Here is a 14,550-nt window from a genome sequence, read left to right on the forward strand (position 1 = left end):
CTCAAGACCACTCCTCAGTTTCCAGGATCTGTCGGGCCGCCTTGTCCCGGCGGGCATCAAGCCTTCCGGCAAGCTCCTCATCATGTAAAGCAATGATTTGCGCTGCTAAAAGGGCGGCGTTTTTCGCCCCGGCGGCACCGATAGCCACGGTGGCTACCGGTACCCCGGCCGGCATTTGCACAATAGACAGCAGGGAATCCATGCCATGGAGATGTGTGGTCGGTATCGGCACGCCGATAACAGGCAGAATCGTCTTGGCGGCAACCATGCCAGGCAAATGAGCTGCTCCCCCAGCCCCGGCAATAATTAGTTTGATTCCCCGCTTCGGGGCGCTTTCGGCAAAACTAAACAGCCAATCTGGAGTACGGTGGGCGGATACTATTTTTTTTTCGTAGGGAATCGCTAATTCTTCCAAAATCAGACATGCTTCCTTCATTATCGGCCAATCTGATTTGCTCCCCATAATAACGGAAATAAGTGGTTGCATCTCTCTAACCTCCTCATCTTTTAACTTTAACTCCATTCTGATATTATCCCAAGAATTTTCTTAAATTTGCTGCTCTCAGAACATACTCTTCCAAATCATCAGCTTTGTTTCCTCTTGCCCCCATAATAGCCTTAGCATTCCCAATTTTTCAGTCAAATAGCCATTTTTTCGGTTAATCGGTCACCATAATACAGGATAAACTGCAGGATAAACTGAGCCATAACAGTGTTCCAGTCTTTTACTGGCATAGTCCACTTCTTACTGATATCCATAGTTGCCAGATTGACAATTTTTCTTAAGGCATCATCGGTCGGATAAGCCGTTTTCGTCTTGGTTGCTTTTCTAAGTTGCCGGTTATAACCCTCGATAAGGTTTGTTGTATAAATGATTCGGCGGATTTCTACCGGATACCGGAAATAAGTGGTCAGTTCATCCCAGTGAGTTCCCAGGCCCTAATTACCAGAGGATACTTTTTACCCCATTTTTTTTTTTGAACTCTTCAAAGTTGTATTCTGCTTCTTCCAGGGTCAGTGCCTGGTACGCGTTCTTCAGATCGGCTATTAGCAGCTTCTGATCCTTGTAAGACACATATTTTAACGAGTTACAAATTTGGTGGATTACACACAACTGGATAAAATCTTAGACGTTCTCTTCTAATGTGCTCCTATTCTTTTTTTTGATACAGTCCCTCGTTTATTATTGTTGACGCTAACACGACCGTACCCCTTGTCCTCTAATTTTTATCTTTTCTTCTCCCTTTTTCTTTATCTCGATTAATTTTTCTAAGGTCATGTCTGATTCTTTCCACTTCTTTCTGAAGTGGGTGGGTGGCCCTGAAATTATTTTACAGTATGCACACAGGCTTTTGTCGCTTATGCAAAGAGAACAATAGTTTTTAAACATATCATTTCCCCCTCATATATATAACTTAAAACAATAATCCGACTTGTTTTTGTACCACAGAATTACACCAGACTTGTTTTCATTCACAAATATACACCTCTCTTTTTTTCATTTCTACACCGACTAGAGGTTTTCCTTCAAAAACGTTAGCTAAATGCGACAGGAGGACCGTCCCCATATCGCAATTGTATCGCATAATTGCATAATTGTAATTGCATAATTGAAATTATCTTAGTTTTTGATGGTAGATTTTAGGGTTGCTTTTTTTGACGAGGTATGCCAAAATAACTTTGGAATATTTTATACATTGGAAGGCTAAACGGAAGGTAATTATACTAGCCGAAAGCATTTCAATGTTATTCCTTAATATTTATGAAACATAACTCTTACTTAAAAATAATTTGAGGATGTTTTAAATGACGAAAGGGCAGATTGAAGCAAAGATTAGTGAGATAGTAACTAAGTTTGAAATAGAATTTATGGGTAGAGGCCCTAAACAGATAAGAACGAGAATTTTTGAAGATTTGATTATTATAAGACAAAAAGGCTTCCTTAGCCAGGCAGAGCAAAGATTAGCAGAAGATAAAAGTGGTGTAGAATTAATAAAGAAGATCCGAACCATGTTATTCGAAAATGCAAAAGAATATTTTACAAAACTGATTAAAGAAATTATTGATATTGACATAATAAGTATACATTCTGATGTAAGTACGAAAACCGGTGAAAAAATAATTGTAATAACTGTTAGCCAAGATCTAGAAGAGAAATTAAGAAATTAGGTTGGAAGACCGCACGAAAGGTTATAAATACCAGTCGTAGTGTAAGCCAACATTTATTAGTGTAAGTGACTGATAAATGTTGGTTTTTTGTTTTATTACAATCCATAGATGGGATAAGGGGCAGAATATTACTTGGATAAAATTATTTGATTGGTGAAAAGAGAAAATAGAGAAAACAAAAAAAATTGTTAGAGGGATAGTAAATGAAAAAGATAAAAGTTTTCGGTATGGCGGCAGAAAAAGGCAGATGGCTATATATTCCTTTAGGGATAATCATCTTTATGTGTTTAGGTACAGTATATTCATGGAGTGTTTTTAGGAAACCTCTAGAAAATTTATTTAATATAGGCGCGACTCAAAGTGGGTTACCATATATGTTGTTTCTGGCATCCTATGCAATTTTAATGCTTATATCGGGAGGATTTATAGACAAATATACTCCTAAAACAACAATTATAATAGGCGGTATAGTTGTTGGCCTTGGATGGATTTTATCGGGATATGCCTGGAATATTAATGTGCTGTCTATAACATATGGGATAATTGCTGGTGGTGGTGTTGGAATAGTTTACGGAGTTCCAATTGCAGTAATTTCAAAATGGTTTCCTGATAAAAAAGGATTAGCAGTTGGTTTAACTTTATTAGGTTTTGGGCTATCTCCTTTTGTAACTGCACCTTTGGCTAAATGGCTTATAGATTTTTATGGTCCCCTCCAGACTTTCAAAATTCTGGGAACGACATTTTTAGTAATTGTTCCAATATTAGCTTTACCTTTCAGGTTTCCAAATGAACAGGTAGTTGAGGAAAATGAAAGTTCGATTAAAAATGATTCTAAGTCTTTAGACATTAATACAAAAGAAATGCTACAGACTTCAAAATTTTATGGCCTCTGGATATGTTATGCAATAGGTACGTTGACCGGTCTTATGGCAATAGGAATAACAAGTCCTGTTGGGGAAGAAGTTATCAAGCTGGATTCCAAGACGACTGCATTAATGGTTTCTTTGTTTGCTATCTTTAACGGAATTGGAAGGCCATTATTTGGTTGGCTTACAGATAAATTATATCCATTAAAAGCTTCTATAATATCATATATAGTAATAATGTTATCATCTGGTTTAATGTTAATGGCAACGGAAGGTACAGTGCTATTATATGTTCTTTCCTTTGCCTTGCTATGGTTGACACTTGGTGGTTGGTTGGCTATAGCTCCTACAGCTACAGCAATATTTTTTGGCTTAAAATACTATAGCAAGAATTATGGCTTTGTTTTTACTGCCTATGGTGTAGGGGCAATACTCGGAGTTCTAATTTCAGGAATATTTCGTGATATCTTTGGAAGTTATATTTATGTATTTATCCCCATGTTTTTTCTTGCGATAGCAGGATTGTTTGTTGCCCTATTTTTATTAAGAGAATCTAATAGCTAAGATTAATTAATGGATTATATTGTTAAGGGTACTGGTAACCGAAAAGTTCATAATTGTGTAAAGTATACATCAACAAAAAATATAGTAAACTGCCTCATCATGTTTTATAATACTGAAAATAGTTACTCATATTTTCTTACACAGGAGGAAGAAGAAATTGAAGGTATTTAAGAAAGTTATGGTGGCTAACCGGGGAGAAATAGCCATCAGGGTCTTCCGCGCTTGTGCCGACTTAGGCATCAGGACCCTGGCCATCTATTCCAATGAAGATAAATACAGTCTTTTTCGGACAAAAGCTGATGAGTCTTATCTGATTGGGGAACAAAAAGGTCCCTTAGATGCTTACCTGGATATTGGCTTAATTATCGATCTTGCACTGAAAAAGGGCGTAGATGCCATTCATCCGGGCTATGGTTTTCTTTCGGAAAATGCGGAATTTGCACGGGCCTGTGAGGAAGCCGGCATTACCTTTATTGGCCCAACACCTTATATCCTGGAGAAGATGGGTGACAAAATCAGTTCCAAAATAATCGCCCAGAAAGTTGGAGTACCCACCATACCCGGGAGTAATCATCCCATAGGTTCCCTGGAAGAGGCAGAGTTTATTGCGTCACAATGTGGTTTTCCTGTTATTCTCAAAGCTTCTGCCGGCGGCGGGGGCAGAGGAATGAGAGTAGTCTATAAAAAAGAGGATCTTTTAACAGAGTATGAACTAGCCAGAAACGAGGCCAAAAAAGCCTTTGGCAATGACACAATTTTTATAGAAAAGTACCTGGAAAAGCCCAAACATATTGAAGTGCAGATCTTAGGCGATAAATACGGCAATATCGTACACCTTTATGAGCGGGACTGCTCCATCCAGAGAAGGCATCAAAAATTAATAGAATTTACTCCGGCCTTCTCCTTAAGCCCGGAAAAGAGAAGGCAAATCTGTGAGGACGCTCTGAAGATTGCCCGCGAAATTCAATATGAAAATGCGGGAACCATAGAATTCCTTGTGGATGCCAGAGGTAACCATTACTTTATTGAGATGAACCCCCGTATTCAGGTAGAACATACGGTAACAGAAATGGTAACAGGCATCGACCTGGTCCAGAGTCAACTCCTGATTGCACAGGGGTACCCCCTTGATTCCCCCGCCATAGGCATCAAGAACCAGGATGATATCAAGGTACGTGGTTATTCCATCCAGTGCAGGGTAACCACGGAAGATCCCAGAAACAATTTTGCTCCCGATACCGGTAAGATTACAGTTTATCGCAGCGGCGGCGGCTTCGGTGTTCGTTTGGATGCAGGCAATGCCTTTACAGGGGCCATCATCACCCCTTATTATGACAGCCTCCTGGTCAAGATAACAACCTGGGACAGACAATTTACCGGTGCCGTCAAAAAAGCTCTCCGCTCTATCGGTGAGCTGCGTATCAGGGGCGTGAAAACCAATATTCCTTTTTTGGCTAATGTTTTAAATCATCCCACTTTTCTGGCCGGAGACTGTCATACTGGTTTTATCGATGAAACTCCTCAGCTTTTTGAGCTGGAACCTCCCAAAGACAGGGGAACCAAAGTATTAAAATACCTGGGCAATATCATCGTCAATACGCCCCGCCCCCCCAAGCCTGTATATGATAAACCCCCAATACCTTCACTGCCTGCAGAGACACCCCCAGCGGGTTTAAAACAGTTTCTGGACCAGCAGGGACCAGAAGCCTTCAAAAAATGGATCCTGGCCCAGGATAAACTCCTGTTGACAGATACCACTTTCAGGGATGCCCATCAGTCTTTGCTGGCCACCCGGGTTAGAACCAAGGATATGGTAAGAATTGCCCGGGCTACAGCCCATTTTCTACCCCATCTGTTTTCCCTGGAAATGTGGGGAGGTGCTACTTTCGACGTCTCCTATCGTTTCCTTTATGAATCACCCTGGACCCGCCTGGAAGAACTGCGCCAGCGTATCCCCAATATCCCCTTCCAGATGCTTTTAAGGGGATCTAATGCTGTTGGCTACACCAATTATCCCGATAATGTGATCAGGGCCTTTATCCAGGAATCTGCCCAAAGAGGGATCGATATCTTCCGTATTTTTGACTCCCTCAACTGGCTGAAGGGAATGGAAGTAGCCATCGATGAAGTACTAAAAACAGGCAAAGTGGCGGAAGGTTGTATCTGTTATACAGGGGATATCATGGACCCCAAACGAGATAAGTATTCCCTCCAGTACTATCTTAAACTGGCCAAAGAGTTAGAAAAAACGGGTGCGCATATCCTGGGTATCAAAGATATGGCCGGACTTTTAAAACCCTATGCGGCTAAAGCCTTAATTAAAGCCTTGAAGGAAGAAATATCCCTGCCTATTCATCTTCATACCCACGATACCAGCGGTAACCAGATAGCAACCCTGTTAATGGCTGCCGAGTCGGGAGTAGACATTGTGGATGCGGCCCTTAACTCCATGTCCGGCCTCACCAGTCAGCCCCCTTTAAATTCCCTGGTAGCGGCCTTAGCCCAAACCTCCAGGGATACCGGCCTGGACCCCGACAAGCTGCAGCGCTTATCGGATTACTGGCAGCAGGTCAGGTCTTACTATGCCCAGTTTGAAACAGGACTCAAATCAGCCATTACCGAAATCTACAAATATGAAATCCCGGGAGGACAATATTCAAATCTCAAGTCACAGGTAGAAAGCCTGGGCTTGGGTCACCTCTTCGATCAGGTAAAAGAAAAATACAGGGAAGCCAATGAGATATTGGGTGATATTGTCAAAGTAACCCCTTCTTCCAAAGTAATTGGTGATCTGGCCATTTTCATGGTCCAGAATAAGCTGACCAGGGATAATATTGTCGAAAAGGGCCGGGATCTCACCTTCCCCGATTCTGTGGTTTCCTACTTCAAAGGACATATGGGCCAGCCCATGGGAGGATTCCCTCCTGAACTGCAAAAGGTCGTGCTTAAAGGAGAATCGCCCATTCACTGCCGTCCTGGAGAACTCCTGGAACCAGTTAACTTTAAAGAGATAGAAGAACATCTCAAAACCCATTTTGATTTGGATGCCGAAAGAACCGATGTTTTAAGTTACTGTCTCTATCCCCGCGTATTTGAAGATTATCTCAAACACTTGAAAGAATACAGTGACCTGAGCAGGATGGACAGCCACGTCTTTTTCCAGGGGCTTGATCCAGGCGAGACCACTGAACTTGCCATTGAAGACGGCAAAACCCTGCTCATAAAATATATCGGTCTGGGCGAATTAAACGAGGACGGTACGCGTAATGTGATCTTCGAACTCAACGGAGTCCGCCGGGAAGTGGCTATTCCGGAAAAAGGTGCCCAGGAGAAAACAACAGCCATCAAACTGGCTGATCCTGCCGATCCGGGACAGGTGGGAGCCAGTATCCCCGGCACTGTCTTTAAAATTCTGGTGGAGAAAGGCCAGAAAGTTGAGGAGAATGAAGCCCTTATCATTATTGAGGCCATGAAAATGGAAACAAAGATAGTAGCCAGAAAAAAAGGTATGGTTGAAGAAATCCTGGTGAAACAAGGTCAGGCCGTCAAAGCCGGGGAACTTCTCATGAAAATTAAGTAGCTAGTGAAGAGCTTTTAAAATGGGGTAGCAGTCTGCTTTGCTTACAAGCATAAGACTGGCTACCCCTTCCTTTCGTACTAACCGCTTCACAATAACAATCTCTTTGGTGACAGTCGGAATGATAAATTTAGTAACCAGGTATACCCTTTGGCCCAACGTTTCTAGCAAGCGGAGGGCACCGGAAGAACATCCTGAACCCCCAGTATACTCATGTTGGCATAGGTATTATAGACAATTACCCTTACGGCAAAATGTATACCCGGCATTTTGGGGGCCGGTCGTTCAGTGAACTTACCCCTTTATTCATTTATTTAAATACACAGCCTGTCACCTTTTAGCAGGATTTTTCATAATATACATCAGGTAAGGGGGACATCTTCCAACTACTGTTCTCACTAAAATAATCACCATACCTGCTCCGCTCTTCCAAAACTCTAATCTGTAAAGGAGGTATTTAGAATGGTAGATGTAGCAAAACCTGATCCGGGCTATGGTTACGGCTATGGTTATGGTTATGGCCCACGCCGTGGTTTCGCCACATTATTCTTGGTAATTCTCATTCTCTTACTGTTCCCGGCCTTCTGGGGCGGTTTCGGTTATTAATTCATTCTATGATGTTTAGTTAATTCCATTAAAGCCATAACTCCCAAAGGAGCAAATTTGCTCCTTTGGGAGTTAATCTTTTAGCGTTATTGTTAAAACACACCAAATATCTCCTCCCGTTCATAATAGTGAGTGCAGATAGGAAAACTAAAATGAAAAACTTATACGGAGGTATTCTGGGCTATGGCTGAAAAAATGATTGAAAAACTTGTGGAACAAGCTAAAAATGCTCTCAAAGAAATGATTAAGCTGGACCAGGAACAGGTGGACCATATTGTCAAAGAAATGACCCTGGCTGGTGTGGCCAATCACATGCGGCTGGCAAAACTGGCTGTCGAGGAAACACAAATGGGTGTTTATGAAGACAAAACCATCAAAAACCTTTTTGCGACGGAATATATCTACCACAGCATCAAATATCAGAAATCCGTAGGCATTATCGACGAAAATGAAGAAGAAGATTATTACGAAATTGCCGAACCGGTAGGCGTCATTGCTGGGATTACCCCGGTAACCAACCCTACCTCCACCACCCTCTTCAAATCAATTATCTCGATAAAAACGAGAAACCCCATCATTTTTGCCTTTCATCCCCGCTCCCAGCACTGCAGCGCCGAAGCGGCCCGGATTATGAGGGATGCGGCTATCCGGGCAGGGGCCCCGCAGTACTGCATCCAGTGGGTAGAAGAGCCCTCCATTGAAGCCACCCAGCTTCTCATGAAGAATGACGGCATCTCCCTGATACTGGCTACCGGAGGTTCGTCCATGGTCAAGGCTGCCTACAGTGCGGGCAAGCCCGCCCTGGGCGTAGGGCCGGGAAATGTACCTTGCTATATCGAAAAGACGGCGGACATCAAAAGAGCCGTTACCGACTTGATCCTTTCCAAAACTTTTGACAACGGCGTTATCTGCGCCTCGGAGCAAGCAGTGATCATTGATGAGGAGATTTATGACCAGGTTGTATCCTATATGAAAGAGAACGGGTGTTATTTTGTCAACGACGCAGAAAAGCAAAGGCTGGAGAGCCTGGTCATCGATGTAACAAAATCGGCCATGAATCCTGAAATTGTGGGCCAACCGGCTCCTGAAATTGCCCGGAAGGCCGGGTTCACGGTTCCGGCGAATACGAAAATCCTGGTGGCTGAACTGGAAGGGGTGGGCTCTGAATATCCCCTCTCCCGGGAAAAATTGAGCCCCGTTCTGGCCTGTTACCGGGTCAAAAACTCGGACGAGGGAATAAAACGGTCTGTGGAAATGGTCAATTTCGGCGGTTCGGGCCACTCGGCGGTCATTCATTCCCATGATGAGAGGGTCATCAATGAATTTGCCCGGCAGGTCAATACCGGCAGGCTCATCATCAACCAGCCCTCCAGCCATGGGGCTATTGGCGATGTCTACAACACCAACATGCCCTCATTGACCCTGGGGTGTGGTTCCTTTGGCAGAAACAGTACCACCGCCAATGTCACTTCTGTTAATTTAATCAACAGAAAACGGGTGCTCAAAAGAAGATACAACTTGCAGTGGTTTAAAATTCCTGAGAAGATTTATTTTCAACGGGGTTCAGTCCAGTACCTCTCCAAAATGCCTGACATCTCCAAGGCTTTTATTGTCACCGATGAAATGATGACCAAATTGGGTTATGTTGACAAAGTACTCTACCACTTGAGAAAGAGGTTAGGCCGTAACTATGTCCACTCGGAAATATTCAGCAAGGTACTGCCCGACCCTACTGTACAGGTAGTGATGGAAGGGGCTGAGGCCATCAACGCCTTCCAGCCCGATGTGATCATCGCCCTGGGGGGCGGTTCAGTAATCGATGCAGCCAAGGCCATGTGGCTGTTTTATGAATACCCAGAAACGAAATTCGAGGAACTGCGCCTGAAATTCATGGACATTCGCAAGCGGGTCACCAAATTCCCCCGTCTGGGCAGAAAAGCCAAGCTGGTGGCCATTCCTACCACTTCGGGCACGGGTTCTGAAGTCACTTCTTTTGCCGTGATCACAGACCCGGAGACAAATATCAAATACCCGTTAGCCGACTATGAGCTGACACCCGACGTAGCCATTGTTGATCCGGATTTCGTGGAGAGTGTTCCAGCAGGTGTTACCGCGGACACAGGCCTGGACGTGCTGACTCATGCCCTGGAAGCTTATGTATCGGTGATGGCTTCTGATTATACCGATGCCCTGGCGCAAAAAGCCATCCAAATGGTTTTTCAGTACCTGCCCAGGTCCTACCGGGATGCATCTGACAAGCTGGCCCGTGAGAAAATGCATAATGCCTCGACTATTGCCGGGATGGCCTTTACCAACGCTTTTTTGGGCATTAACCACAGTTTAGCCCATAAATTGGGTGGTGAATTCCATATCCCACACGGCCGGGCTAACGCCATCCTCTTACCCCATGTCATTCGCTATAATGCCTCCAAACCTACCAAGTTCAATGTCTTCCCCAAATATGAACACTATGTTGCTCATGAGAAGTATGCCGAGATTGCCAGGTTCCTGGGCCTCCCGGCCAGGACCACGGAAGAAGGTATCAACAGTCTCATCGGGGCCGTTATTGAACTGATCAGGAAACTGGATATGCCATTGTCATTACGGGAAATGGGCATACCGGAGGATCGTTTTCTGCAGGTGGTGGATATGCTTTCGGAAAAGGCTTTTGAAGACCAGGCAACCACAGCCAATCCCAGGATGCCCCTGATCGCGGAACTGAAGGAGATTTACCTCCAGGCATACAGGGGTTTCACACTTAGTCCCAGGTACCAGAAGGCACCGCAAGAAGGCTACCTCGTAACACAGGAACAGCCGGCGTGGTGGGATGAAAACAGGACAAACGAAAGACTAACAGAACGTGTGCATTAACTTAAAAATAACGGAGCCAGTACTAAGTGAACTGACTCCGTTATTTTTACTTATGCAGCACACAACAAGGTCGCCCGGCCTTACCTTTACTGTGACAGCGGGACCAACTGTTTTAAATTTATTATCAAGTGGTTTTATCATGATACCATTGATATAAACGGTGGTTCTTTTTCCTAATTCAGCCTGACCCGCTCTCAAACAAAGATTCAACAGAATCGTTGTTTCTGCTAAATCAACGGCTGGACCAACGGCCATCCGGCTGACAAAACGGATACCATTTTCGCAGCAACTGTCAAATTTTTATAGTCCACCTATGCCCGGTTAAAAACGTTTAGGGCGTCTTTTTCCTCAACTATCAAAGAAAGGAATATTCCTTTTCCGCCTTTTTCATCCCCTTCCACTAAAAACTTAAGGGCAAATATTGTCTTGCCCTTAACTGTACCGCCGGAGAGGGACTCAGCCAAACGTCCTGGCAAGGACACCGTCTACCGTTTCCTCAACCCAGAAACTGGCTAGCCTTGCTGTCCACCGATATGGAATTTTCCCAGTCATCTTTAACGCTAATCCCCATTACCAGGACACCGTACAGGCATGCCCAGATAATAACCCTGCCCGTATCGAACGCCGGCGCGGCGCAAAATTTCAGCTGTTTGACGGTTCTCTACGAACTCGGCCACTACCTCTATCGAAAGCTTCTGCAAAAGTTTTGCCATGTTTTCTACAATCATCCTGGAGCGTCCACTCCTGGTGATCTCACGCACCAGGGAGCCCTCAATCTTGGCAAAGTAACAGTCAAAGTAACGAAGATAAATGAATGAGGAAAAACCGCTTCCAAAGTCGTCGACTGCCAGGCGCACTCCAAGATCTGTCAGTTCCTTGGCGAAAGCCTGCACAGCATTAATATCCAGCACGGCTTCCCGCTCGGTAATTTCGGCCACAATTTCTTCCGGACGGATGCCGTAGCGGTTGAACAGGTCAGCCATGAACCGTGGAGTTTCTCTGTTCTCCAACTCGCGCATAGAGAAGTTAATAAAAAAAGCGCGACCAAGGTCGCGCGCTCTTTGGTTCCTATAACTCATATTTAATACCATGCACACCTAAGTATTCTTTTGGGCGCATCTCACCGCCACAAACCTCACAACTAAACCTTGGTGGAACTGAAATATCTCCGTCATCCATCATATCGCAGTAATCCACCACTTCCTTCGGAATGTCTTCTTCTATGTTACACTGCAAACAAACAAATTTGATGGTTGCCTTGCCGCCTACTTTAGGCGGCTTTTTCTTTGCGTGTTTCTTTCTTTTTCTGCTTACTGGGCTCATCTATTCCTGCCAACTCCTTTAGTCTTTTTTTAGCAAAGTCATCTACGGCATCAACAACTTTCAATATCCCTGATTTTAGACACACTTTCCCCTTGTATTCCATTATCTCTTTACATCTCATACATTCTAACGGGTCTTTTCCTGTGAATTCTTCTATTTTATTTCTCCAGCCTATCCGTTGCTTTCCTCTTTGGCCGTTTTTCCTTCTTTTCTGCCTTCCCAGGTATGCTTCCATTAATTTGTCAGCCAATCTTTTACTCCTTCTGGAGTAAATTCCATAATACCGGATTGTTTTAAATTGCTCATCCGGTATATGCCTTATTATCCGTGATATGAATTCTTCTACGGTGATGGTTTCTTGTTTTTCTTTTTGCTCTGTTTTATCAAAGTATTTAAAGGTTACATTTTCCCCGTCATAGTCTACAATTCTGCTTAACGCCATGGCAGGTCTTCTCATGTACCGCCCTATATATCCTACTTGGGCTTCTACTGACCCTTGTCCTTTTTTATTGGGCGGACCATAGATTACAAATCCTTCAGGGTTATCATCCCATATCTTTTGAAACAACTTCTTATATCGTTTAACTTCTTGTTCCGGCAGTTTTTTCTTCAACATCTCCATTACTGCCGCCTGCCACCTTTTCCTCAGCATTACATATGGGATAAAGTCTTTAACAACCCATTTCCCCGCTCCGTCAAAACCACCTTCAGTTACTAGGATATGTACATGGGGATTGAAGTTCATTCTTGCTCCAAAGGTATGTATTCCTACCATGGCGCCGGATTTGACTTTTCCTCTTTTCTTCAGCCATTCTAATAGTATTTTTACTGCCAGGTCCATTAGATCTTTCAAGAGTTCTCTATGACGGGTAAATATTTCCCACAAACGTTCGTCCACTGTAAACATGATGTGGCGATGAGGAACCGGATACATTCTTTTACTGGTTTCTCGACTCCATTCTTGGGTGTATCCGGTTGCGCACGATGTACAAAAACGTCCCTTACACGTGTGAGGAACTATTTTCATTTCTCCACATACCGGACATGCGAACAGAGTAAATCCTGCTTCTTTTTGTCCACATCGATTAAATTTATTGATTTCCTTTATCACAACAGGACGTATTCTGTCTTCGTATTTATTAACAAACTTTTCCCAATGCTTGTTCTCATCAAAAAATATCTCTCTTAAGATATTATCCTGGCCCATATGTTCTCACCTTTCTAACAACTACTTCCTGCTTTCGTTAAAAAATGAAAAAACCCTTGCTTAGCAAGGGCTGAGAACCACAAAAATTTTTATACTTTCCTATACGTTAAAGAAAATCTTGTCCTTCGCCCAAGAGCTGTTTTTTTCCCGCATGGCCTGCTCTATGACTATACTGCCAATATCCTTCATAAGGCCGGATTGCTCGGCCGCCTCTACAAAAAGCCCGGCAGGAAGAAACTTTTCCCCTTTCCTCACGCGAGCAAGCACTTCGTAACCTAAAGGCTTGCCAGTCTCTAAATCTACAATCGGCTGATAAAAGGGGACGATGTTCTCCTTCGAACGTAAAGCTTCTCGCAAGAGAAGAATTCTCTCGTGAACCACAGTAGGATTAGTACTCTCATCGAGCGCATCTATGAGCTGCGCCCGGTTCCTCCCTTTCCTCTTGGCCGTTACCTGAGCAACCTCGGCAGCTAACATAAGGTCAGCTTGCGCTTGCCCATGGTGGGGGTACGAAGCCACGCCAATGCTGCTTGTAATGAAAATACCCTCCTCCCCAAAAGGACGAATTTTCAGCTCGGCAATGCCCTGGCACAGCACCTGCGCCTTTGCCAGGGCTTCAGCAGGACCCGTATCCATCTGCATAACCCCAAACTCGTTACTGCCTATGCGTGCAATGGCAAAGGTGTCGGGGAACGACTCCTGCAGGAAGTCAGCCACAACCTTAAGTACAATATCCCCTATGGTATAACCGTAAACGTCGTTAATCAGCTTAAAATTATCAATGTCTAGCCAGTATAAAGAAAACTCTCGTTTTGTGCACCGCGCAAACTCGAGTGCCTGCTGCAACTCTTCTTCGAACTTGCGGCGGCTCAAAAGGCCTGTAAGAACATCTACTTCCGAAAGCATCCGCATCTGGCGGGCTACTTCTCCCTCGTATCCCAGGAGCAGCAGGCCGAGGTCAAGAAGCAACGATGTCCCGCCGTACTTCAATCTTTGCACTTCTCTCTCCAGGAATTGGAGAACCGGGACTAGTTCGTCGCAGCAACGCCCGAAAAATAACCCATAAGCTGTTACCAGTTGCTCCAGCGACACTTCTGCAGCGCCCAGCTTTCTTCCGAATTCTATACGCCGCCGCAAGAGTTCCTTGTTATGGTTTCCAGCAAACAACGCCAATAAGTCGCTCGCTGCTCCGCGCAGTTCCGCCTCGTTTGCCTCTTGCCCTACCCGATCCAACAAAGATCGCAGCCGGCCAGCGTATGCTTGCGCCACCCTTCCGGTAACCTCTACATCATCCAAGGGCAATTGCCCAGCCTGGGATGTTAGTTCTTTAATAAGCTCCAGCATTCCCTTTGAAAACCTCACACACG

The 14,550-nt window shown here is 44.3% G+C and carries 13 protein-coding genes and 1 pseudogene; 6 read left to right on the forward strand and 8 right to left on the reverse strand.

Annotated features, from left to right (window positions below; genetic code table 11):
* Position 1 precedes the first annotated feature (1 nt).
* From purE to BR63_RS08740, 3 genes and pseudogenes are all read right to left on the reverse strand, one after another.
* The gene (purE, locus tag BR63_RS08725) at positions 2–487 is read right to left on the reverse strand and encodes a 5-(carboxyamino)imidazole ribonucleotide mutase (RefSeq protein ID WP_034422494.1); all 486 of its coding nucleotides are present in this window, start codon (positions 485–487) and stop codon (positions 2–4) included.
* A 152-nt stretch (positions 488–639) separates the two neighbouring features.
* Positions 640–1,120 (reverse strand): annotated as a pseudogene (locus BR63_RS19510) (transposase); the annotation flags it as partial.
* Between the two features lie 75 nt (positions 1,121–1,195).
* Positions 1,196–1,390 (reverse strand): hypothetical protein, encoded by a 195-nt coding sequence (locus tag BR63_RS08740; RefSeq protein ID WP_034422493.1) that lies wholly within the window; start codon positions 1,388–1,390, stop codon positions 1,196–1,198.
* Positions 1,391–1,806: 416 nt separating this feature from the next.
* On the opposite strand from BR63_RS08740, the gene BR63_RS08745 reads away from it, so the two are divergent.
* The 6 genes from BR63_RS08745 to adhE all read left to right on the forward strand — a co-directional run bounded on the left by BR63_RS08745 (position 1,807) and on the right by adhE (position 10,653).
* Positions 1,807–2,169, forward strand: coding sequence for a Na-translocating system protein MpsC family protein (locus BR63_RS08745; protein WP_034422491.1), 363 nt, complete (start codon positions 1,807–1,809; stop codon positions 2,167–2,169).
* Positions 2,170–2,372: 203 nt separating this feature from the next.
* Positions 2,373–3,599: an L-lactate MFS transporter gene (locus BR63_RS08750; protein ID WP_034422489.1), complete on the forward strand. Its 1,227-nt coding sequence runs from the start codon at positions 2,373–2,375 to the stop codon at positions 3,597–3,599.
* A 157-nt stretch (positions 3,600–3,756) separates the two neighbouring features.
* Positions 3,757–7,179 carry a pyruvate carboxylase gene (locus tag BR63_RS08755; RefSeq protein WP_081908165.1) on the forward strand — a complete coding sequence of 1,141 codons (3,423 nt, stop codon included), beginning with the start codon at positions 3,757–3,759 and terminating at the stop codon, positions 7,177–7,179.
* Positions 7,180–7,319: 140 nt separating this feature from the next.
* Entirely contained in the window at positions 7,320–7,517 is a 198-nt protein-coding gene (locus BR63_RS19975) for a CAP domain-containing protein (RefSeq protein WP_420825504.1), read from the forward strand.
* 121 nt (positions 7,518–7,638) lie between these two features.
* A complete protein-coding gene (locus BR63_RS08760; RefSeq protein ID WP_153802087.1) occupies positions 7,639–7,782 on the forward strand; it encodes a DUF3309 family protein in 144 nt (47 codons plus the stop codon).
* 183 nt (positions 7,783–7,965) lie between these two features.
* On the forward strand, positions 7,966–10,653 hold the full coding sequence (gene adhE, locus BR63_RS08765; protein ID WP_081908164.1) for a bifunctional acetaldehyde-CoA/alcohol dehydrogenase: 2,688 nt from the start codon (positions 7,966–7,968) through the stop codon (positions 10,651–10,653).
* A 311-nt stretch (positions 10,654–10,964) separates the two neighbouring features.
* Here the strand turns inward: adhE and BR63_RS08770 are convergent, their stop codons facing one another.
* The 5 genes from BR63_RS08770 to BR63_RS08790 form a co-directional block, all read right to left on the reverse strand.
* Positions 10,965–11,135 carry an ATPase domain-containing protein gene (locus BR63_RS08770; protein ID WP_187142862.1) on the reverse strand — a complete coding sequence of 57 codons (171 nt, stop codon included), beginning with the start codon at positions 11,133–11,135 and terminating at the stop codon, positions 10,965–10,967.
* 78 nt (positions 11,136–11,213) lie between these two features.
* Complete coding sequence (locus BR63_RS08775; RefSeq protein ID WP_161781884.1) at positions 11,214–11,732, reverse strand: EAL domain-containing protein; 519 nt, start codon at positions 11,730–11,732, stop codon at positions 11,214–11,216.
* Positions 11,722–11,976 carry a hypothetical protein gene (locus BR63_RS08780; protein WP_243269976.1) on the reverse strand — a complete coding sequence of 85 codons (255 nt, stop codon included), beginning with the start codon at positions 11,974–11,976 and terminating at the stop codon, positions 11,722–11,724. The genes BR63_RS08775 and BR63_RS08780 overlap by 11 nt, the downstream gene beginning before the upstream one ends.
* Entirely contained in the window at positions 11,924–13,183 is a 1,260-nt protein-coding gene (locus tag BR63_RS08785; protein ID WP_187142658.1) for an IS91 family transposase, read from the reverse strand. The genes BR63_RS08780 and BR63_RS08785 overlap by 53 nt, the downstream gene beginning before the upstream one ends.
* Before the next feature lie 99 nt (positions 13,184–13,282).
* Positions 13,283–14,545 (reverse strand): diguanylate cyclase, encoded by a 1,263-nt coding sequence (locus BR63_RS08790; protein ID WP_034424267.1) that lies wholly within the window; start codon positions 14,543–14,545, stop codon positions 13,283–13,285.
* Between the last annotated feature and the right edge of the window lie 5 nt (positions 14,546–14,550).

The sequence above is a fragment of the Thermanaerosceptrum fracticalcis genome, from assembly GCF_000746025.2.
GTDB classification, from domain to species: domain Bacteria; phylum Bacillota; class Peptococcia; order DRI-13; family DRI-13; genus Thermanaerosceptrum; species Thermanaerosceptrum fracticalcis.